The organism is Arsukibacterium sp. (assembly GCF_033721375.1).
In the GTDB taxonomy this organism is placed as follows: domain Bacteria; phylum Pseudomonadota; class Gammaproteobacteria; order Enterobacterales; family Alteromonadaceae; genus Alishewanella.
In genome coordinates this window covers 61628-84841 of record NZ_JAWWAP010000005.1, presented here as the reverse complement: position 1 = coordinate 84841, position 23214 = coordinate 61628, and the positions used below count along the sequence as shown (strand labels likewise).

At 46.9% G+C, this 23214-nt stretch carries 17 protein-coding genes; 5 read left to right on the top strand and 12 right to left on the bottom strand.

Features of this window, described 5'->3' with window-relative positions; translation table 11 throughout:
* Positions 1-49 precede the first annotated feature (49 nt).
* Positions 50-2659 carry a TonB-dependent receptor plug domain-containing protein gene (locus R3187_RS08925; RefSeq protein WP_318966408.1) on the top strand — a complete coding sequence of 870 codons (2610 nt, stop codon included), beginning with the start codon at positions 50-52 and terminating at the stop codon, positions 2657-2659.
* A 62-nt stretch (positions 2660-2721) separates the two neighbouring features.
* On the opposite strand, the gene R3187_RS08920 is transcribed toward R3187_RS08925, so the two are convergent.
* Both R3187_RS08920 and ribA read right to left on the bottom strand, forming a co-directional pair.
* Positions 2722-5760 carry an FAD-binding and (Fe-S)-binding domain-containing protein gene (locus tag R3187_RS08920; RefSeq protein ID WP_318966407.1) on the bottom strand — a complete coding sequence of 1013 codons (3039 nt, stop codon included), beginning with the start codon at positions 5758-5760 and terminating at the stop codon, positions 2722-2724.
* Between the two features lie 10 nt (positions 5761-5770).
* Positions 5771-6352: a GTP cyclohydrolase II gene (gene ribA, locus R3187_RS08915; protein ID WP_318966405.1), complete on the bottom strand. Its 582-nt coding sequence runs from the start codon at positions 6350-6352 to the stop codon at positions 5771-5773.
* Positions 6353-6621: 269 nt separating this feature from the next.
* On the opposite strand from ribA, the gene R3187_RS08910 reads away from it, so the two are divergent.
* On the top strand, positions 6622-8469 hold the full coding sequence (locus R3187_RS08910; RefSeq protein ID WP_318966404.1) for an ABC transporter ATP-binding protein: 1848 nt from the start codon (positions 6622-6624) through the stop codon (positions 8467-8469).
* A gap of 22 nt (positions 8470-8491) precedes the next feature.
* Here R3187_RS08910 and R3187_RS08905 read toward each other — a convergent pair whose 3' ends face one another.
* The 3 genes from R3187_RS08905 to ppsA form a co-directional block, all read right to left on the bottom strand.
* On the bottom strand, positions 8492-8863 hold the full coding sequence (locus tag R3187_RS08905; protein ID WP_318966403.1) for a BON domain-containing protein: 372 nt from the start codon (positions 8861-8863) through the stop codon (positions 8492-8494).
* Positions 8864-9021: 158 nt separating this feature from the next.
* Positions 9022-10539 (bottom strand): alanine/glycine:cation symporter family protein, encoded by a 1518-nt coding sequence (locus R3187_RS08900; protein WP_318966402.1) that lies wholly within the window; start codon positions 10537-10539, stop codon positions 9022-9024.
* A gap of 203 nt (positions 10540-10742) precedes the next feature.
* Complete coding sequence (gene ppsA, locus R3187_RS08895) at positions 10743-13121, bottom strand: phosphoenolpyruvate synthase (RefSeq protein WP_318966401.1); 2379 nt, start codon at positions 13119-13121, stop codon at positions 10743-10745.
* A 137-nt stretch (positions 13122-13258) separates the two neighbouring features.
* On the opposite strand from ppsA, the gene R3187_RS08890 reads away from it, so the two are divergent.
* Positions 13259-14068 carry a pyruvate, water dikinase regulatory protein gene (locus R3187_RS08890; RefSeq protein WP_318966399.1) on the top strand — a complete coding sequence of 270 codons (810 nt, stop codon included), beginning with the start codon at positions 13259-13261 and terminating at the stop codon, positions 14066-14068.
* Positions 14069-14117: 49 nt separating this feature from the next.
* Here R3187_RS08890 and R3187_RS08885 read toward each other — a convergent pair whose 3' ends face one another.
* Positions 14118-15467, bottom strand: coding sequence for a class II 3-deoxy-7-phosphoheptulonate synthase (locus R3187_RS08885; RefSeq protein WP_413229019.1), 1350 nt, complete (start codon positions 15465-15467; stop codon positions 14118-14120).
* A gap of 128 nt (positions 15468-15595) precedes the next feature.
* Entirely contained in the window at positions 15596-16072 is a 477-nt protein-coding gene (locus R3187_RS08880; RefSeq protein WP_318966398.1) for a low molecular weight protein-tyrosine-phosphatase, read from the bottom strand.
* A gap of 311 nt (positions 16073-16383) precedes the next feature.
* Between R3187_RS08880 and R3187_RS08875 the strand changes: the two genes are divergently transcribed.
* Positions 16384-16947, top strand: coding sequence for a response regulator transcription factor (locus R3187_RS08875; protein ID WP_318966395.1), 564 nt, complete (start codon positions 16384-16386; stop codon positions 16945-16947).
* Here the strand turns inward: R3187_RS08875 and R3187_RS08870 are convergent.
* The 5 genes from R3187_RS08870 to R3187_RS08850 are packed head-to-tail and all read right to left on the bottom strand — an operon-like array spanning position 16920 to position 20424.
* Positions 16920-17699, bottom strand: coding sequence for a CsgG/HfaB family protein (locus R3187_RS08870; protein ID WP_318966394.1), 780 nt, complete (start codon positions 17697-17699; stop codon positions 16920-16922). The two genes, R3187_RS08875 and R3187_RS08870, sit on opposite strands and share 28 nt — an antisense overlap.
* A 2-nt stretch (positions 17700-17701) precedes the next feature.
* Positions 17702-18088, bottom strand: coding sequence for a curli assembly protein CsgF (locus tag R3187_RS08865; RefSeq protein WP_318966393.1), 387 nt, complete (start codon positions 18086-18088; stop codon positions 17702-17704).
* Between the two features lie 11 nt (positions 18089-18099).
* Positions 18100-18477: a curli production assembly/transport protein CsgE gene (locus R3187_RS08860; protein WP_318966392.1), complete on the bottom strand. Its 378-nt coding sequence runs from the start codon at positions 18475-18477 to the stop codon at positions 18100-18102.
* Positions 18478-18509: 32 nt separating this feature from the next.
* Positions 18510-19997: a hypothetical protein gene (locus tag R3187_RS08855; protein ID WP_318966390.1), complete on the bottom strand. Its 1488-nt coding sequence runs from the start codon at positions 19995-19997 to the stop codon at positions 18510-18512.
* A 22-nt stretch (positions 19998-20019) separates the two neighbouring features.
* Positions 20020-20424, bottom strand: coding sequence for a curlin subunit CsgB (locus tag R3187_RS08850; RefSeq protein ID WP_318966389.1), 405 nt, complete (start codon positions 20422-20424; stop codon positions 20020-20022).
* 287 nt (positions 20425-20711) lie between these two features.
* Between R3187_RS08850 and R3187_RS08845 the strand changes: the two genes are divergently transcribed.
* Positions 20712-23213 carry a S8 family serine peptidase gene (locus R3187_RS08845; RefSeq protein WP_318966388.1) on the top strand — a complete coding sequence of 834 codons (2502 nt, stop codon included), beginning with the start codon at positions 20712-20714 and terminating at the stop codon, positions 23211-23213.
* The last annotated feature ends 1 nt before the right edge of the window (position 23214 follow it).

Genomic DNA, 23214 nt, shown 5'->3' with positions numbered 1-23214 from the left:
AATAAGCGTTGTCTAGCGATAATCAAAAAAAATAATCCAGGAAAACACTATGAAACACAACAATAAATACCATCCGGTTGCGCATGCTGTTAAGTATGCCATAGCAACCACTTTTGCGTTAGGTATAGTAAGTGGCGCAGCTGTTGCTCAGGAAGATATTGAAACATCTGCGAAAGAGCAGAATATCGAAAAAATTGCCGTTATCGGTAGCCGCTCAGCACCGCGTTCCATCGGCGACTCACCAGTACCCATCGATATTATTGGTGCTGATGAGCTGATGAAAAATGGCAGCACAGATATGCTGAACCTGATAACGACCACAGTACCGTCGCTAAACGTTCATTCTAACCCGATCAGCGACGCTGCCACGCTGGTAAGACCGATGAATTTGCGTGGCCTTTCGGCCGACAGCACGTTAATCCTGACCAACGGCAAACGCCGGCACAAATCATCTGTTATTGCTTTTTTAGGCGGTGGTATTAATGACGGGGCCCAAGGTGCCGATGTTTCTGTTATTCCCGGTATTGCCCTGAAGCAAGTTGAAATTTTGCGCGACGGCGCAGCTGCACAATACGGCTCTGACGCCATTGCCGGGGTTATTAACTTCGTACTGAAGGACAACGACAGCGGCGGCAGTTTTGAAGTTAAACATGGTGAATATTATGAAGGCGACGGCACCAGTACAGAGTTTGCCGGTAATATCGGCATGCCATTAACCGACGATGGTTTTGTTAACGCCAGCTTCCAATACAAAAATGTTGACCCAACCAGCCGCAGCGTGCAACGGCCAGATGCTCAGGCTTTTGCTGATCAGGGAAACCCGAACATTGCTCCCATCGCCCAAATTTGGGGTTCTCCTGAAATTAAAGACGATATCACTATCTTTATCAATTCCGGTTTAGATCTGGGTAACGGCCGTGAAGCCTATCTGTTTGGTAACTATTCAGAACGCGATGTCACCGGTGGATTTTACTACCGTAATCCCTATAACCGTGGTGGCGTGTTCTCAAATGATGGCGGCGAAACATTACTGATTGGCAATACTGACTTTTCAGCCGGCGCCTGTCCGACCATTAACCTGACAGATGGCAGTGGCAATAACCGCCCGTTTGACGCGGTTAATTCAGCAGTGAATGCCTTACCTGACAACTGTTTCAGCTTTTTCTCAATGTTTCCTGGCGGATTTACCCCGACCTTTGGTGGTAATGTCACCGATACATCGTTGACAGCCGGTACCAAAGGCGAGTTTAAAAGCGGCTTTGCTGAAGGCATCATGTATGATTTCAGTGGTTCGGTTGGCCGCAACGAATCAAGTTATATGATGACCAATACCATCAACGCTTCACTCGGCCTGGACTCTCCCACTGAATTTAACCCTGGTAAATACATTCAGCTGGAAAAACATTTCACTGCAGATTTTGTTAAATTTATGCCGGTCGGTCTATATGAAGATTTAACCGTGGCGTTTGGTGCCCAGTGGACTGAAGAAACATTTGAAGTTGTTGCAGGCGACCTTGCTTCATTTCAGGTTGGTGAATTTGTCGATCAGGGCTTCAGCATAGGCTCAAACGGTTTCCCTGGCTTTAAACCGGAAGATGCCGGTGTTTCATCGCGCAGAAACTATGCGTTATATACTGATCTCGAAGCGGAATTTACTGAAGCTTTACTAATGGGCTTTGCTCTGCGCTTCGAAGACTATGATACTTTTGGCTCGACGTTAAATTACAAAGTTACCGGCCAATACCGTTTGAATGATGACTGGGCGCTGCGTGCCTCTCACAGCACCGGTTTCAGAGCACCAACGGTGGGTCAGGCAAACGTAAGTAACGTTCAGACTAACCTGGAATCAGGCTTGTTGGTAGATTCAGCGTTATTGCCACCTACTAACCCTGTTTCGGTTGAGCTTGGCGGCACTGAACTGCAGCCTGAAGAGTCAACCAGTTTTGCGGCTGGGGTAGTTTATTCAGGTGCAGGCATCTTTATGACCCTGGATTACTACCGGATTGATGTTGATGACCGGATAAGTCAGTCAAGTAAGATTAACTTAACAGATGCCAACCGCGAAGCGCTCAGAGCAGCAGGTGTTAAGAACGTCGATTCTATTCAACAGGTTAGTTTTTTCACCAACGATTTTGATACCAAAACTCAGGGTATTGATTTTGTAGCCAGCTATTCAACCAACTTGTTTGACGGCCGCAGCAGCTTTAATTTCGCTTATAACTGGACCGACACTGAAGTTAAAAGTGCCACCGAGATCACCGGTCTGGATAAAGTATCACGGCTGGAAAATGATTTACCAAACCACCGGGCAACCCTGACCTGGAATCAAAGCTATGATGATTGGTCATTCTTCCTGAGATCAAACTATTATGGTGAATATCAGGGCGTGCATGTTGACTGGGTAGGTGTGCCGGGCGAACCTGGTACTGAGGTTAATGCCTCGTCGAAAATCACTTTTGATGCCGAGTTGAGTTACTTCATCAATGACAGCTTTTCAGTATCAGTTGGCGCCCAAAATCTGTTTGATACTAAACCAGAACGGCTTAATCTGAGTGCTGTCGGTGAGCCGAATAATGCTTTTGGTGCGAAATATTACGAGACATCGCCTATGGGTATTAACGGCGGTTACTATTACCTGAAAGGTGTCTACCGCTTCTGATTTGTTAACACTGAACAATATACAAAGCAAAAGCCCGGTAATTCCGGGCTTTTTTATGACATTTAAAGCTGCTGCAACAATGCCTGCAAAGGATGCTGTGGTTTATTACCCACTAAACGCTTTACCTGGCTGCGACACGAAAAGCCGGTGACCAGAATATGGTCAACGCCAAATTGCTCGACCGGCCTGCGCCAGCTCATCTCAAACAATGTTTTACTGTTATCAAGGTTCTGCGCTTCATGGCCATGGGTACCCGCCATGCCACAGCAGCCAACAGACACCGGTTTTAAACTAAGCCCGGCTTTGCTGAAAATTTGCTGCCAGGCTTGTTCCGTGGCCGGTAACGCAGTTTTTTCAGTGCAGTGAGCCAACAAGGCATAATCACCTCCAGCGTTTGCTTTAGGCAATTCTTGCTGCACCAGCCATTCATGCATCAGTTGCACCTGAAAATCACCCCGCTTATCAGCCAGGGCTTTGTTATATTCGTCGCGGTATACCAGTACTAACGAGGCATCGAGCCCCAGCATCGGCAACTTGAGCTGGTGCAGCTGGTTGAGAAGTTGAGCGGCATTAGTCGCTGTTTTCGCAAAATCCCGCAAAAACCCTTTTACATGTTGTGGTTTGCCGTTTGGTACAAAAGGCAACAAAACCGGCCGAAAACCGATCTTATCCAACAAATGCAGCGCATCGGCAACCAACTCAGCCTCGTAGAAGCTGGTAAATGGATCCTGTACCAGTAACACCGTTTTGGCTTTTTCAGCCGCTGATAACTGTTGTAATGCATCCAGATCAAACCGGTATTTTTCGCCGGTCAGTTTTGCCAGCGTTGGAACTGACAACAAGGGGGTATCAACATAACCCACCGTTGTTTTCAGCAGTGCAGCTGTTATTTTGCGTTTTAGCACAAAATTAACCAGTTTAGGTGCTTTGGCCAGCATCGGGGCGGTGCGCTCAATGTTGCCAACAATATAGTCTTTAGCGGGTCGTAAATAACGGCTATGGTACAGTTGCAGAAACCGTGAACGAAAAGAAGGCACATCCACTTTTACCGGACACTGACTAGCACAGGCTTTACAGGCCAGACAGCCTTCCATCGCCTCCATCACTTCATGTGAAAAATCCGGTTCCCCCTGATATTTGGCCAGGCTATTCTTAACTTTTTGCCATAACTGGGCAAAACTCTGTTTTTTATCTGTTAGTTGCTGCTCTGCTCCAAGCACGTCGAAGCCTTGCTGTTCAGTCAGACGTAACCATTCACGCATCAGCCCTGCCCGGCCTTTCGGGCTGTGACGGCGATCTTTAGTCACTTTACTCGATGGACACATCGGCGAGCTTTGTTCATAGTTAAAACACTGACCATTACCATTACAGTTTAAACTGCTGTCAAAGCTGGCTTTTACTGCTACCGGGATCTGGCGGTCAAACCAGGCGCGTTTCTGACCATCAACAGACACCAGTTGCGCATTGCTGGCATAAGGCGTACAAATTTTTCCGGGGTTTACTCGGTTGCGTGGATCAAAAACCGCTTTAATTTTCCGCAGCTCATTAAACAGTTCGTCGCCAAAAAAAGCCGGACCATATTCACTGCGATACCCTTTACCATGTTCACCCCACATCAGGCCGCCATACTTAGCCGTCAGCGCAACCACCTCGTCTGAAATAGTTCGCAGCAACTTTTCCTGCTCCGGGTCACATAAATCCAACGCTGGCCGTACATGTAGCACACCGGCATCAACATGGCCAAACATGCCGTAATGCAAGCCATGGCTGTCCAGCAAAGCGCGAAACTCCATAATAAAATCAGCCAGGTTTTCCGGCGGTACAGCGGTATCCTCGGCGAACGCTATAGGTTTTTGAGCACCCTTTGTATTACCCAGCAGGCCAACGGCTTTTTTGCGCATCGCATAAATATTGCTGATGGCAGCACTGTCGTATGTCAACTGGTAACCGATAATGCCATCTGTTTTGTCTGCAATGGAGCTGTCTAGCTTAGCGGTCAGAGCTGCTATTTTCTGCTCAATTTCTGCCTGGTCTTCACTGTTGTACTCGACCATGTTCAGGCCCTGCATCTCAACACCAGGTACATCAGTAATTAACTCTTTAACCTGATGCCAGATAATATCATTGCGGGCCAGATCCAGTACTTTACTATCGACGGTCTCTACCGAGGTTGCCTGTGCCGCAACTAAGAAAGGTGCATTTCTGAGCGCACTTTCAAAACTGTCGTATTTTACATTTAGCAGGCACTTAAACCGGGCAATCGGGGTGATATTCAGTTTTGCTTCTGTGACAAAACCCAATGAACCTTCAGAGCCGGTGATTATCCGGGATAAATCAAACTCGGATAAATCGTCATTAAACACATGCTCCAGATCATAGCCGGTTAGAAAACGGTTTAAGCGCGGAAATTTATCCAAAATCTGCGGTCTGAAATCACGGCAGCTGTCCAGTACCTGTCGGTAAATCCGGCCAATACTGCTGGGCATTTGTGCCCGGTGTTCGGCTTCAAACGTGGCCATTTTATGGGTTTTCAAAATATTACCGTCAATTAACACGGTTTTTAACGCCAGCACATGGTCGCTGGTTTTGCCGTACACCAGTGAGCCCTGCCCAGAGGCATCGGTATTAATCATGCCGCCAATGGTGGCACGATTAGAAGTGGACAGATCCGGTGCGAAGAAAAAGCCATAAGGTTTTAAAAAAGCATTTAACTGATCTTTAATAACACCTGCCTGCACCCTTACCCAGCGCTGCTCGACGTTTATTTCAAGAATACCCCGCATATGACGCGATAAATCTACCACTACATGTTCAGTCAGAGCCTGGCCATTGGTGCCGGTACCGCCACCACGGGGACTGAATTTTATATGGCAGAAACTGGAGGTTTGTGCCAGAGATGTCAGAATAACCAGATCATCAGTACTTCTGGGTAACAATACCGCTTGCGGCAACGCCTGATACACACTGTTATCGGTTGCTACCGCCAGGCGGCTGCCATAGCTGGTTTCAATATCGCCACTGAAGCCGGCGGCAATAAGTGCTTTACTGAACGCCACAATACTGGCGTCAAGGGATAACTCAGGCGTAAGTTTTGGGATCATAAGTGGCGACTCATTCCATGTGGCCCATTTTGGCAGCTTTGGTCGCCAGATAACGGTGACTGTGTGCGGTTGTTTTGACCCGGTGCTGCACCCGCTCCAGAATATTAACGCCAACGTCCGTCAACGCTTTTAATTTTTTAGGGTTATTAGTCAGTAAGCGGATTTGCTGCACACCTAACTGCTCAAACATTTGTGCGGCGATATCGTACTCACGCATATCCGGTAAAAAACCCAATATCTCATTGGCTTCAACTGTATCGAGCCCTTTGTCCTGCTCTGCGTAAGCCCGGATTTTATTAATCAGACCAATACCGCGCCCTTCCTGACGTAAATACAAAATACAGCCCCGGCCCAGATCGGCGATTTTGCGCATCGCGGCTTCTAACTGCGGTCCGCAATCACAGCGCAGGCTAAACAGGGCATCACCGGTTAAGCACTCGGAGTGCACCCTCGCTAATACCGGTTCACTGGTAGTGACATCGCCCAGGGTCAGGGCAACATGCTCTTTACCATTGGCAGCCAGAAAACCATGCAGCCTGAACTCGGCAAAAGGTGTGGGTAATACAGTGGAGGTGACAAGTTTAATGGTCATTGTACTTCTCAGCTTTATTGGCGCAATACTACAACGATAAGTTGCGCCGGAGCTTCATTAAAACACGTTATTTCATACGCAGATTATAACAGGCTGGTTTGACGTGGCTATAGGAATATTCTGTTATAATATAACACATTTATATTTAACGGTTGAAAGTCGCACAGTGTCCGGTTCCTGCCTGACATTTGCCGGATAAGCCTGATCTGTAGCAGAAAAATCGGGTACACTAGCGGGCGTGTTATTTCTTCTTGCATTCAGGACCTTTTATGTTGCGTTTTTTTGAACGTCTTACCAAACCATTTCCCGCAGCAGCTCCCGGCCAGCCTCCACGTGGTTTACTGGCATTTTGCCGTCATTACACTAAAGGTATGGAGCCGTCTTTAATATTAATGTCGTTATCATCGGCAATGCTGGCCATTCTTGAAGTATCATTGTTCAGTTTTATGGGGCAGCTGGTTGACTGGCTGGTCGCAAACGATCCGGAAAATTTCTTTACTGACGAACGAGCCACCCTGATTTGGATGGCACTGGTCACCTTAGTGTTATTGCCGCTGATGACGTTTGTTCACTCGGCAATAGTGCACCAGACGTTACTCGGAAACTATCCAATGTCCATTCGCTGGCTGGCACACCGCTACCTGCTTCGTCAGAGCGTCAGTTTTTATCAGAACGATTTCGCCGGCCGGATTGCCACTAAAGTAATGCAAACGGCGTTGTCGGTGCGGGAAACCGTAATGAAACTGCTCGACGTTATGGTTTATGTACTGGTGTATTTTGGTGCGATGTTGTTTTTCGTGGCAGACGCAGACATCAGACTGATAGTGCCAATGTTAGTCTGGCTGATATTCTACATCAGCCTGCAGTTTTATTTCGTACCCAGACTAAAAAGAGTATCAACCGCACAGGCTGATGCCCGCTCTGAAATGACCGGCCGGATAGTCGACAGCTACACCAACATTACCACCATCAAGCTGTTCTCCCATACCAACCGTGAAGAACGTTATGCCAAAGACAGCATGGATGTTTTTCTACAGCCTGTTTATCAGCAGATGCGACTGGCTACCGGTCTTAATGTAACGGTACAAAGCCTGAACTATTTGTTGGTGTTCAGTGTGGCGGCATTGTCATTATACTTGTGGGCAGGCAGTGCTATTACCGTTGGCGCCATAGCTATTGCTATAAGCCTGGCCTTGCGTCTTAATGGCATGGCGCAATGGATTATGTGGGAAGTCAGCTCGTTGTTTGAGAATATAGGTACTGTAGCCGACGGTATTGCGACCTTGTCCCGGCCTATTGAGGTAAAAGATCAGGATAATGCCAGTAAATTAACGGTACCCGCCGGTAAAATCGAATTTCAGCAGGTGAGTTTTAATTATGGCAAAACGGCAACAGAAGGAAGCAAAGCAGCAGTACTGCAACAGCTAAACCTCAGCATTCAACCGGGAGAAAAAGTGGGCCTTGTTGGTCGCTCTGGCGCCGGCAAATCAACTCTGGTGAACCTACTGCTGCGATTTTACGATATTGAAAGCGGCAAAATCATGATTGATGGTCAGGATATCAGCCAGGTTACCCAGGAAAGTCTGCGTCAGCATATTGCGATGGTCACCCAGGATACGTCACTATTGCACCGTTCGGTGCGCGAAAACATCGTATATGGCAAACCGGACGCCAGCGAAGCCGAACTGTTCCTGGCTGCTGAGCAAGCTGAAGCCACTGACTTTATTAATGATTTAACTGATCCTGCCGGTAACAGTGGCTTTGATGCTCAGGTTGGTGAGCGAGGTGTCAAACTATCTGGTGGACAGCGCCAGCGGATTGCTATTGCCAGAGTACTGTTGAAAAACGCACCTATTTTAATCCTGGATGAAGCCACATCGGCACTTGACTCCGAGGTCGAAGCAGCCATCCAGGCGAGTCTGAATAAGCTGATGGATGGCAAAACGGTCATCGCCATAGCCCATCGTTTATCCACTATTGCCCAGATGGACCGGCTTATTGTGCTGGACAGTGGCAACATTGTCGAACAGGGTACCCACAATGAGCTTATCGCCAGTGGCGGAATCTATGCACAGTTGTGGGCCCATCAAACCGGCGGCTTTATCGGCGTTGAGTGATCTTCAACACATGTCGCCGCAGTTATTGCGGCGGCGTGCCAATTACCTCTAAATCATTGTTAACCGCGTGCACGCCAGGAGTGGCTGCAGCAATATTTTCTGCCAGTTCACGCTGGGCCTCAGTGGCAACTTCACCACGTAGCCTGACATCACCTTTGCTGGTCTCTACCAGGATATTTAAATTATCTAAACGCTGCTCTGCTCTGATTGCGGTATGCACGGCATGAGTAATGTTGACATCATCACCGGTACCATCCTCACTTTTAATTGCCATGCCCGCTTCATCGGTCTGTGCTTCAAGGCTCTGCCGATCCCGTTCACAACCGGCCAGCAGCAAACAGCTGGCAACCAGGATGGCTATGGCTCCGGATAAAAAATTGGTGTTGTTCATCATATGTCTCCTCTGCTCAATATATTACAAGCGGCTAACAATAGTATGGTGCACCAGCGGCGATGAAGCAAAATTAAGGGCTGAAATCGGGCCAATTGTAGCAGCCACAAAAAAGCCCGACTATCTAGTCGGGCTTATCAGCGGTTGTAACATCGCTATTTTTATTTTTGTTTCTGCTGCTGGTTTGCCAATCGCTTTTCCCAGAAAGTCGCGTTTTTAATACCAAGCTTAACCGGATCAAACCGGATTGGACCGCCGGCTTTCTTTTGCTCTTCATAATCGCGTAAACACAAAATTGCCGGTTTGGCGACAAAGAAAATAGCCAGAATGCCCAGGATATTTATCCAGGCCATCAGACCTACCCCGATGTCACCTATCCCCCAGATGTAGCCGGAGCTGTTGACCATACCGTAAGCCACCATTGCCATTATGACAACTTTGACCAGCACCAATGGGATCTTGCCTTTAAAATAACGATTTAAATAAGAAACGTTAGTTTCTGCAATGTAGTAGTACGCCAGGATAGTAGTGAAAGCAAAAAAGAATATAGCAATACCAACAAACGCCTGACCAAACTGACCAAATACACTGTTAAGGGCCATCTGGGTAAATGCCGGTGAAGCAACTTCGGTTGCCGCATCGATATTTTGCAGGATCATGGCTCCACTGCCAGTTACGGCATTAAAATCTTCGGTTTGAATATTGTATTGTGACGTAAGTAAAATCATTAGTGCCGTGGCAGTGCAGACAAATAGCGTATCAACATAAACCGAAAACGCCTGAACTAAGCCTTGTTGTGCCGGGTGATCAACTTCTGCAGCGGCTGCCGCATGCGGACCAGTACCCTGACCTGCTTCGTTAGAATAAATACCTCTTTTCACGCCCCAGCCAATTGCTGCGCCCATACCTGCCTGAGCAGTAAAAGCATCAGAAATAATCAGACTGAAAATACCAGGTACTTTATCCAGATTCAGAAACACCACAATGAGGGCCATGACGATATAGCCTAGTGCCATAAACGGCACAACAATCTGGGTAAAATGGGCTATACGTCTGATACCGCCGAAAATAATAAACGCCAGCACAATCAGGATAATTGCCAGAGCCACCAGTTTCAGACTGGCAACTTCACCAAAACTGGTTACTACCATATTGCCTTCACCAAACACCTGGGTAAAAGCATTACCTACGGCATTGGCCTGCACCCCGGGAAGAAACACACCGCAGGCAACAATTGCTGATACCGCGAATAACACTGCTAACCATTTCTGACCCAGACACCGCTCAAAATAGTACGCCGGACCACCGCGATACTGACCATCTTCTTCTACTTTATACACCTGACCCAATGTCGACTCGGCATAGGCAGTGCTGGCCCCCAAAAACGCCACTACCCACATCCAGAATACGGCACCCGGGCCACCAAAACCGATTGCTGCCGCGACGCCGGCAATATTACCTACGCCAACCCGGCCCGATAATGAAACCGCCAGTGCCTGAAATGACGAAATGCCTTTATCTGATTCATTGCCACTGAGTAGCAGCTTACACATTTCCTTAAAATGCCGGACCTGGGCAAAACGGGTAATGATGGAGTAAAACAAACCTGCGCCAAGACACAGAAATATCAGTGCCGGGCTCCAGATAATACTATTGACGGTGCTGACCAAGGCTTCCATTAGCTTCCCCTGTAATTATTGTTGTTGTTTTTTCGCGTTAATTTAGCAGTAATTTGCCATAACAAGCAGCCAATAGCTACGTTTGCTACCGCCTGTGCCGGTTGTTTAACGATTTTTTAAGCGAATTAACGCTGGCAACGCAGCATATAGCCAACTTAGTTAAAAAAAACCCCGCAAAGCGGGGTTGTTAGTCAGAATAACCTTTAGTGTTTACCAAACTTTTCCGCCAGATACAGCCAGGTTTCCAGCACGGTATCCGGGTTGAGCGATACACTGTCTATGCCCTGTTGCATCAACCAGCCAGCAAAGTCTTCATGATCTGAGGGACCCTGGCCGCAAATACCAATGTATTTGCCTTTCGCTTTGCAGGTTTTAATCGCCATTTCCAACAGTTTATAAATCGCCGGATTACGTTCATCGAACAAATGCGCTATCAAACCGCTATCCCGATCTAAACCGAGGGTTAACTGAGTTAAATCATTTGAACCGATGGAAAAGCCGTCAAAATACTCCAGAAATTCCTCTGCCAGCAGAGCATTAGATGGCAATTCGCACATCATAATCACCCGTAACCCATTTTCGCCGCGCTTTAAACCATGTTCAGCCAGTAAATCGATTACTGCCGAGGCTTCTTCCAGGGTACGAACGAATGGAATCATCACTTCTACATTGGTAAATCCCATCAGATTTCGCACCCGCTTTAATGCTTCAACTTCCAGCGCAAAACAATCCCTGAAATCTTCAGAGATATAGCGCGATGCACCACGAAAACCAATCATTGGGTTTTCTTCATGTGGCTCATATTGCCGGCCACCGACCAGATTGGCATACTCATTTGATTTAAAATCAGACATCCGGACAATAACTTTTTGTGGCGCAAAGGCGCAGGCCAGAGTGGCAATACCTTCAGTTAACTTAGCAATATAAAACTCAACCGGATCGGCATAACCGGCAATCATCTCGCTGATAGTTGCTTGCAGTTCTGGTGTTTGCTTATCAAAATTAAGCAGAGCTTTAGGGTGAACCCCGATCATTCTGTTAATAATAAACTCCAGCCGGGCCAGGCCTATACCAGCATGCGGCAATTTGGCAAACGAAAACGCCCGCTCAGGGTTTCCGACATTCATCATAATTTTCAGATCAAGCGCCGGCATCTGATCAATCCGGCTGCTGAGCACCTTATATTCCAGTTTACCGTCATAGATAAAGCCGGTATCACCTTCGGCGCAGGATACTGTAACCTGCTGCCCGGTTTTGAGCTTGCTGGTGGCATCACCACAACCGACTACCGCAGGGATCCCTAATTCCCTTGCAATAATCGCCGCATGACAGGTGCGGCCCCCGCGGTTAGTGACAATAGCTGAAGCCCGCTTCATTATCGGCTCCCAGTCAGGATCGGTCATATCGGTTACCAGCACATCTCCTGGCATAATCTGATCCATCTGTTCAATGCCTTTAAGAACTTTAGCCGTACCACTGCCAATCCGCTGGCCAATCGCCCGCCCCTCAACCAGCACAGGTGCTGAACCCTGCAACTGAAAGCGCTCCATGCTATTGCTGTCTTCGCGGCTTTTAACGGTTTCCGGCCTGGCCTGTACTATATAAAGCTTGCCGTCATTACCGTCTTTCGCCCATTCAATGTCCATTGGCCGGCCATAGTGTTCAGCAATAATAACCGCTTGCTTTGCCAGCTCTTCTACTTCAGCGTCAGTTAATGAAAATTGCTGGCTGCGACTGGTGTCGATATCAATAATTTTTACCTGTTTACCATGGCTTTGCTCTGCTGAGTACACCATTTCGACTTTTTTGCTGCCGATATTGCGCTTAACCACCGCTGGCCGGCCTGCTGCCAGGGTAGGCTTATGAACATAGAACTCGTCAGGATTAACGGCGCCCTGCACTACCATTTCACCCAAACCATAAGAAGACGTGATAAAGACCACATCTTCAAAACCGGATTCAGTATCGATGCTGAACATAACACCAGAGGAGGCGATATCCGAGCGCACCATTTTTTGCACGCCGGCGGATAACGCTACGCCGCGATGGTCGTAACCCTGATGGACCCGGTATGAAATAGCCCGATCATTAAACAAAGAGGCAAAAACATGCTTAATCGCGGTAATTACCGCATCATAACCACGGACATTGAGGAAGGTTTCCTGCTGGCCGGCAAAAGAGGCGTCAGGCATGTCTTCAGCCGTAGCTGATGAGCGCACCGCAAACGAAACATCATGCGCAGGGTCGGCATGTAATTGCTGGTAAGCCTGTCGAATGGCCTCTTCCAGTTCAGGCTGAAAGGGCGTTTCAATTACCCATTGCCGGATTTGTGCACCTGCATTACTCAATGCGGTGACATCATCAACATCTAACCCATCAAGCAGCTGGTAAATACGCTCGTTAACACCGCTTTGCTCAAGAAACTGATTAAAGGCATCAGCTGTGGTGGCAAAACCACCAGGTACCTGTACTCCGGCATTGGCCAGGTTACTGATCATTTCACCCAGGGAAGCATTTTTACCCCCTACCCGATCCACATCGTGCATACCCAGTTTTTCATACCAAATCACAAATTCTTGCACAGTTCGTCTCCATTTTTTGTCGTGAGGCGTGTAAGCTTACAGCCAGCATTACATAGCACAATGATTTTACACTCTGGCCGGGCTTATTTAAAACCTTAATTTTCATGTAATTTTATAACTACAAATCGGAGTTTACGGTGCGAACAGCTTTCTATATTTCTGACGGTACAGCCATTACAGCTGAAGTATTTGGCCATGCCTTACTTACTCTTTTCCCTGCACAATTCGAACATATTACTATTCCATTCGTCGAGACCGCAGATATGGCGGAGCAGGTGAAAAACCGAATTAATGATCGATATAAAACTACGGGAGTAAAGCCTCTTATTTTTCAGACGTTTGTCGATGACAACTTACGCCACATTATTAACAGCAGTGATGGTATTTGCTATGACTTCCTCAATAGCTTTGTTGAGCCCATCCAGCGTGAACTGGGTATCGCTCCGGTACCCAAAACCCATCGTACCCACAGCATGCATGAAAAAACCTATGATTTCAGGATTGATGCAGTGAACTTTGCCCTGGCGAATGACGATGGCGCCAACATGAAAAACTTTGATCAGGCTGATATTATTCTGGTAGGAGTCAGCCGTTCAGGAAAAACCCCCACCAGTCTGTATCTGGCCCTGCAATACGGTATTAAAGCAGCTAACTATCCGTTTGTGGAAGAAGATATGGAGCGACTGCGCCTGCCAACCGAGCTGATGCGCAATAAGGATAAACTATTTGGCCTGAGTATCACTGCAGAAAGGTTAAGCCAGATCCGGCAGCAACGCCGGCCGGACAGCCGCTATGCATCTATAAGGCAATGCACAGCCGAGTTAAATGAAGTCGAAGCATTATACCGGCGGGAACAAATTCCTTTTCTGAATTCGACTCATTTATCTATAGAGGAGATTTCAGCGAAAATCATTGCCAAAACCGGGTTGAAACGGCATAAATATTAAAGAAAAGGCCCTTACGGGCCTCATACAATAACCAACCCAACCTGTGGCGTTATTTACGACTGGCACTCAAGGTGTCGGCTATCAGGAAAGCCAATTCCAGTACCTGGTCGGCATTTAATCTCGGATCGCACTGGGTAAAATACCGTTTGCTTAAATCATGCTCACTTAAGCCATAGGCGCCGCCGGTGCATTCGGTGACATGCTCGCCGGTCATTTCCAGGTGAATACCACCAGCATGGGTGCCCTCCGCCTTATGTACCGCGAAGAAATTACGGATTTCTCTTAAAATAGCTTCAAAATCCCGGGTTTTAAAATCGTTACTGGCTTTCACCGTATTACCATGCATCGGATCTGAGCTCCAGACCACCGTCCGGCCTTCGGCCTTAACCTTTCTCACCAATGCCGGCAACTTATCTGCCAGTTTATCGGCGCCCATTCTGGTAATCAGGGTTAGTCTGCCCGGCGTATTGTCCGGGTTCAGCGCATCAATCAGCCTGATTAACTCATCGGGTTGCATGCCTGGACCAACCTTAACCCCAACAGGATTATGAATGCCCCGGAAAAACTCCAGGTGGGCATGATCTAACTGCCGGGTCCGCTCTCCAATCCAGACCATATGTGCTGAGCAGTCATACCAGTCGCCGGTCAGTGAATCGCGACGGGTTAACGCCTCTTCATAATTGAGCAGCAACGCTTCATGAGAGGTATACAGTTGGGTTTCCCGGATTGATGGCGAGTTCTGGGCAGTAATACCGCAAATTTCCATAAAACGAAGCGCTTCCTGGATCCGCTGCGCGACATTATGATAGCGGTCTTTTAAAGGGTTAGACTCAACAAAGCCCATATTCCACTTACTGACCTGATGTAAATCAGCCAAGCCTCCCTGGGCAAATGCTCGGAGCAGGTTCAGGGTCGCAGCAGAATGATGATATGCCGTTACCAGTCGATTTGGATCGGGCTGTCTGGCACTCTCGGTAAACTCAAAACTATTAACAATATCACCTCGATAACTCGGTAGTGTTTGCCCATTTATCGTTTCAAGATCACTTGAGCGCGGTTTGGCATACTGCCCCGCCATTCTGGCAACTTTCACCACCGGTAAGCCACCAGCGTAAGTTAATACAACCGCCATCTGCAATAACACCTTGAAGGTATCACGAATTTTTGGCGCGTTAAAATCGTTAAAACTTTCTGCACAATCACCACCTTGCAACAAAAAGCCTTCACCTTTCGCTACCTGGCCTAACTGCGTATGCAGATCACGGGTTTCCTGAGCAAATACCAGCGGCGGATAACGATGTAACTGTTGTTCAACTTGCTTGAGCAGCTGCGTGTCCTGATAAGACGGTTGTTGTTGGATAGGCAGAGCTCGCCAGCTATCTGGCGTCCAGGTGGTCACAATGAAATTCCTATACTATGTATTTTTAAGACGCCTGCAAAGTTATAGACTTCCGGACGTAAATTCAATCTTGTTTTCAGAGTTTTTCGCACTAATCCAGCTGATAACGGCATAAGCTGGCAATAGCACTAAGCCCCCGTCAGCTCGGGTGCTATTATTAACTTATCACAGGCATGTTCAATTAAATCCAGCACCAGCTCAAATCCTTTACTGCCACTGTAATAGGGATCCGGTACTTCACTTATCGCCGGAAATTCCGGATGAAAAGCCAAAAACAATTTAATTTTGTGCGAATGCTCTGCCGGGCAACGCCGATTCAGCTCAGCCAGGTTGTCATTGTCCATCGCCAGAATAAGATCAAAGTCTGCAAAATCCTGCTCAAATACCGGACGGGAATAGATGTCTGAAAAGTTATAACCTCTGGCGCTTCCGGCTTTAATACTGCGGCTATCAGGCCGCTCTCCTCTATGCGATGCACTGGTGCCGGCAGAGTCAATTTCAATGTTGAGGCTATGCAGTTGCGCTTTATGTCTTAGCACCGCTTGTGCTGTTGGTGAGCGACAAATATTTCCTAAACATACAACCAAAACTTTCTTTGCACGCATGAGCTATCCCTGACGTTAAACTTAACATTTTGTTCTGAATCTCTGTCCTGACGCTATTTTGCAACATTTGCCTCACTTCGCCAGCTTTATTTTTATGTTACAGTCATCAATTGTTGCAATTAATCGCCACGCGGTACAGTATAACCGATGTCGTATTAGTCGAAGGTTCAGACTAAGGTCGTTTGGAGGTGAAAACAATGGAACGGTTTTCCAGGCTGATAATACTTACAGAGCGCCAGCAATCGCATAACATCACGATGTTAGCACAGTCAGTTGGTATAAAAGTCCAGCAGTGCAATAGAAATGTCTTTTTGCAACAAACTGTCAAGTCAGGTGTGCTGGTAGGTTACCAGTTTAATAGCCATGATCTGACAAAAAAAGGCATATCTGGTGAACTTGCTCAGCTGATGCAGCGCTGTCCGGTATTTATCTTTCAGGCTGAACGCGCACTTATCGATCCGGCAATGGCAGTACATAGCGGTTTGCGGGGGCTGATATATCGTGATGAGCAACTAGACCGGGTTCTGACAGCACTGAAAACGCTGATGTCTGGCCAGCTGTATTACTCCAGGACGGTTATGTCTGACGTTGTTGACCTTCTGATTAATAAACCGAAAAAATTAAACCCGGAGGTTTCGGCCGCCGCAAATGCTCAATTAACCAAGCAGGAAAAGCGGATAATCGGACTGGTTGCAGAAGGCGCTCGTAATAAAGAAATTGCCGCTACATTAAATATCAGCGCCCATACTGTAAAAGCACATCTTTCGGCAATATTCCGCAAAACTCAGGCCAGGAACAGAGTTGAATTGCTGCGCTGGTTACAGCAATCCAACCAGATAATTGAAAGTCAGCCAGCGGTTGCCAGGCTTGCCTGATCATCGGCGCGCCAGAAACCCCGTGCCAGACCAATATTTATCAGTTCCACCACCGCGCTTTCCATCGCTTGTTTAACACAGTACTGCACCGGCTCATTGGTAGAATACCCCCCTTCCATTTCTACCAGTCTGTTCAACGACACATAGCGGAACAACCCGGCACGCAGTTCCTGCGAAAATACCTTTTTAGTGGTCGAAACCGACATCAATACCTGGCCGCTGTATACGTCAATTGCCCGCAGATAAACAGTAACCTGATCTTCCCGATATAATTCCGATAGACCCAGGCCAAAATACTCTGCCCCAATACCGCCTGTCGTTAAGTTAGTTTCATAACCAATAATACCGCCTTCAAATACCAGACGTGCTTCTTTTAAGGGCGGTAAATCCGTTAGCTTCTTGTTGGATCCATGGATCTTCCGCTCAGTAAGTAAGTTTTGCAGCCCTTCCCGTTCTAACGGTGCAAACCAGCCGCTGTCCAGTAAAATCTGGGTCAGCATTGACGTTGCTCCCTGGGTAACAGCGGTAGAAAAGCTCGAGACATTGGCCTGCGGTTTATATTGCCCGGTCTGATCGCGAAATGCATATACTGACACCGGAATTTGTTGCTTTGGTTTGTTCTGCTGTTGTAACGCCAGCATTGTGCTGCTTATATTATCAACAGTAGCCGGAGTAATATTCAGTTCAGGTTTTGACACCATCGAACAGCCGGCTAAGGCCGTGATAGCGGCCAACATAATAACGACTTTCATCACTAACCTCCTATCACAGGGATGGTGATAATAGTCACTTCACCGGTATCAAGATTAGTGATGTTAACAATAACACTGCCATCTGTATCGGTAGTAATCTCTACTAAAAAATCACCGGTGTTATACACGCCATCGACCAGATCGCCATCCGCGATGCGTCTGGTCAGGGAGTTGATAATGTTACGCTCCAGTGCTTCCTGAAACTTATCAACAAAAGATAAGGTAGGCCGCTCTTCAGTGTAACCATTCTGGCTTTGTGCTTTTTGCAGTAAAAAGTTGCCATTTAATGGGTTGCCACCGAAACTCGGATTAATTGGGGTGTAAACTAATTCAGTCGCTTTAACAGAGGCGGTAGCCAGCAGGAATAGCAGTACTGCAGATCTCTTCATTATTATTCCCTTTAAAATATTTCTTGTTCCTGTTCACCCAGCAATGTTCTGGCCTGAATTTCAGCCAGTTCATTAATACTTCGTAAGATGGCTTGTTCCGCCATATCTTTTACATTATTGTAACGACGACCAAAGTAAGTTTGATAAACCCGTCGCTGATTCATCTCTACCCATAAAAACGTCCCGGCTTGCGGATAGACTTGCTCATAAATCACCACCGACACGCCTTCAGTCTCTGGCATATCCCGCCAGTAACCTGAATAATAAAACATAAAATCTTTACCGAAACGAGAAATGGTCCGGTCAATAACTAAACCACTTAATTCGATATCATTTGCTGCCACCTTTACAGGTAGCAGCAAAATGAGTAGCAGGAAAGGTATTTTCATACGACTTCGGCGGCCAGAGGCCGCCCTTCAGATTAGTTTTGGGTAACAATAGCAGTATTAAAGTCGCCCTGCTGGGTAATATTCATAATATTACCGTTGCCGTATTGCTCACCTAATACCAGGTTATCATTGCCAGTTTGACTAATAGCTACCGTTCCATTCTCACCAGCAAGTGCAAAGTAGCCATCATTGCCCGCTACCCAGTTGCCGTCACCTTCCTGCAAAATATCTGCAATATTGCCGCTGCCTTCTACCAGAATGTCTACCAGGTTTAAATCACCGCTCTGTTCAACATCAATAGTATTCATCGCCACAGCAACTTCACTGGTAATCAGTGTTTCGTTGAGGTTACCGTCCTGCTCTACGTCAATATCATTATCATCGCCCAGCACATCAATTAACGCGAAGTTTTCGTCTCCCAGCTGACGTAATTCTGCATTGTTATCTGCACCAATCAATAAGATGCCAGCATAGTTTTCGTTACCAAAGCTGTAGATGTCTCCCTGGTTGCTATCACCACCTAAAATCATTTCTGCGGTATTAACATCACCATTTTGGTAAACAGTCAGATTATGACCATCGCCATCAGTTGCAACTAAGGCGTTATTAAGGCTGCCGTCCTGGCGCATATCAATCAGGTTATCATTGCCGACCAGACCAATAGGCGCCTCAACCAAATTGCTATCGCCAGTTTGATCAATAAGCACCATATTGTCATTGCCACTTAGGGGTTCAACTAAAAATACATTATCAAAACCTTCTTGCTTGATATCGATAAAGTTATCGTTACCCGATACTCCGGTTGCAATAAATACGTTTGCAAGTCCATCTTGCTGCACATACACAGCATTGTCGTCGCCGGTTAAACCAATTACACCACCAACATTCTGATCGCCAAACTGCTCAGCTTCAAATTCATTAAAATTTCCAGCCGCATCCAGCATGCCGGCTTCGTTATCGTTACCTTCCTGAACACTGAAAAACACATTTTCATTGCCAGCGAAACTGGCATTAGCCCAGTTTGCATTACCATTCTGTTCTATTTCGGCCACATTCATGTCACCGCTCAGGGTAATAACTGCCTCGTTCAAATCGCCGGCCTGAAATACAACTGCATCATTAACATTACCACTAATTACAGCATCTGCCTGGTTAAAAAAACCATCCTGAGTTACTGTTACAATGTTTTCATCACCGACTATATCACTGTACGCGATATGCCAGTCGGCAAACTGTTCAAGCCTGACGGCATTATTGTTGCCGGTATTGTAGCTGTAACCTTCAAGCCATAAGCCATTTTGCAATACACTGCTGTAGTTCAGCTCACCGTTTTGCTCAACACGGGCGAGGTTGGCTGTACCACCAGTATTAGTTTGCGTGATTTCTGCTGTATTCCCCTCTGCCGATCCGGCAATGGAGTTCTGGATAATAATTGCTTCATTTTCTGCCATAACGTTGCCAGCAAAACATAAAGCGATAGCCATACTTAATAGATGCTTACGTGATTTAATAAGGTTCATTTGATTTTCCCTGAGTCTCTTTTTAGTATTGAATTATCGAGATTTCTGCTCCGTCACCAATTTGTTCAATAGCAAAACTGCGGTTTCCCCATTGTTCTAACTGGATAAGATTACTCTCTCCCTGCTGCAAAATATCAGCACTGTTGTTATTACCAAACTGGCGGATCTGGACTTGATTTCCATTGCCATATTGCTGCAGAAAAATCTGGTTAAGTACACCTTGCTGCAAAAGCATTGCGTAATTGCCGTTGCCATTCTGGGTAACATCAGCAACGTTCAGATCTCCCAATTGAGTGATATCAACCCCGTTAGCCAGAGCGTGACGTTCTAACAATGAAGTTAACTGCACTGAAACATCTGCAAACGAACAGCCGCTTGTTAGAAGCCCTATCAATAAGCCCATAGCTTTAGCATTTACATTACGCACAAATATTCCTTCACTTGTTATTACAATTACCAGACTAAAGACATATCAGAAAGCTACAATAGGATAAAAGTTTTATTTTTAGTTTCATTTGAATAACCATTGGGAAATTTATTTGCACCATAAAAACATAGGTATAACTATTATTTGTTTACATATTGCCGACCTAAGCTACTAACCCATTAGTACTATTTTTATTGCAAATATGAGCAGATTGTTAATAAACGTGCTAATGCTAATGGGTGCTGTAACAAAGCATACTTTACAAATAATTAAAAATAGGAACTGATATGTCCAAGCAAAAAATTCTGGCGTTAGCGATTGCCGCAGCGTTGTCTTCAGGGTCAGTATTCGCCGCAAATACTGCGGCAGTAGCTGATGATTCTATTCTTGTGATGTTTAAACCAGGTGTTTCAAAACAAGAACGTATTTCCGTTATAAAGCGCAGTGGTGCCAGCCTGCGGCAACTCGATAATCAGGGTCGTGATATAAAGATGCGCCATATTGCAGATGGACGCATAGCTAAAATTAACGTACCAAAAGGTGTCAGCCGTGACTTTTTAATTAAACAGTTGGCAACAAATCCGGCGATAGAAGTAGCAGAGCCAAACTATCTGGTAAAAGCACTGAACGTGCCGCTGGCTACCCCTAATGACCCCAGCTTCGGTGAAATGTGGGCGCTCGAAAACACCGGCCAGAATGGCGGCACTGCGGGCGCTGATATTAGTGCAACGGAAGCCTGGGATATTACGACCGGTAGTCATGATATAGTCATTGGTGTGATTGATTCCGGCATGGATTATAACCATCCGGATCTCATTCCTAACCGGTGGGAAAATGATGGTAGTTACCCGGGGCACCCTCATGGCTACTCTACTCTGAATGAAAATAACGACCCAATGGACAGCGACAGCCACGGTACCCATGTTGCCGGTACTATTGGTGCAAGCGGTGACAATGGTATAGGCATAACAGGTGTGAACTGGAATGTGACACTGCTGCCATGCCAGTTTCTTGGCCCGACAGGCGGCAGTACAGCTGGCGCTATCGAATGTATCGACTTTTTTACCGATTTAAAAACAAACTACGGTGTTAATGTAAAAGCAACCAATAACTCCTGGGGTGGCGGCGGCTTCTCAGAAACGCTCAGAGCTGCTATTCAGTCAGGAGGCGATGCTGGGATCCTGTTTATTGCGGCGTCAGGTAATGATGGTGCAGACGCAGATGTCAGCCCGATGTATCCGGCGGCTTATGATTTGGATGTGATAGTGTCAGTGGCGTCGACTGATCGGAATGACAATTTGTCTGTGTTCGCGGTTGGAGCATCAAATTATGGTGCTACGTCGGTTGATTTGGGCGCACCGGGCTCTGCTATACAGTCGACAATTCCGGGCAACAGTTATGCCGCATACTCTGGTACTTCAATGGCTTCGCCGCATGTTGCTGGTGCAGCCGCATTGCTATGGTCAATTAATCCGGAAATCACGCCGCTGGAAATGAAAACTATTCTGATGGATAGCGGCGATGAACTTGACTCTCTAGCAGGTAAAACCGTATCCGGTAAACGTTTGAACCTGGTCAATGCGCTGGCTGATGCCGACCCTACGCCAAGCTTCCGGCTAGCATTATCTCCACGCAGTCAGCAGATTATTGCCGGTGAAACTGCTGAGTTTACCCTTGATGTCGGTAATCTTGCCGACTGGATGGGCACGGTAGAACTCAGTGTCAGCAGCGATCCCAGCCTTGATGGCGTAACGTTGTCAGCAGAAACAGCTGAGCCGGGCGATACTATCACTGTCACCGTACCAACGATGGCCGATACTGCCTGGGGTGATTACTTAGTGACTGTAACCGGTATTGATGCAGCCGATCCTGAAGTGATAAAGAGCGTGTCAGCCACACTTGATGTATTACCGCAAGGTCTGGCTGATTTCAGCTTTGATAACAACACGTCTATTGATATTCCGGATAACAATGCCGATGGTATTGAGAGTGTAATTAATGTACCTAATGAAGGTACTGTGTTTAACGTAGAGGCGGGCGTTGATATCACTCACACCTGGCGGGGTGACTTACTGGTAACCCTGACATCACCTCAGGGTACTGAACATACTTTACACAATCGTGCCGGTGGCAGCGCCGACGATCTGGTTGAGAGCTGGACAGTTGACACCTTTAACGGTGAAGGTATGCAAGGCGACTGGACCTTAAATGTTTCTGATAATGCAGGGGCGGATGTTGGCACCCTGAATAGCTGGAGTCTGACGATTACTGCACTGAGCGGTGATGTTGTCGACCCGGATCCGGAAGCACCAATGGCTGACTTTAGCTTTGTGGCATCAGGTCTTGACGTCGATTTTACTGACAGCTCAACGGATGCAAATGATGATATTACCAGCTGGAGCTGGGACTTTGGTGATGGCAACGTGTCAGATCAGCAAAACCCAAGTCATAGCTATGCTGCTGCGGGTACTTATACTGTCAGCCTGACTGTTACTGATGATACCGGTTTAACTGATACGGCAAGTCAGTCGGTAACTACAGTAGAAAGTGACATCAGCCTGACGCTGCATCGTGCTATCAGGGCGCGCACGGGTTCAACCATCGTTGATCTACGCTGGACCGGTGCGACCGGCAGTCTTGACCTGTATCGTGATGGACAGTACATCGAAACAATCGAAAATGATGGCAGACATCGTGACCGGTTTAACTCCATGGCCGCCTCAGCAACGTATAGCCTGTGTCTGGAAGGCACTACCGTATGTTCAGCTGATTTGGTCGTGAATTTCTAAT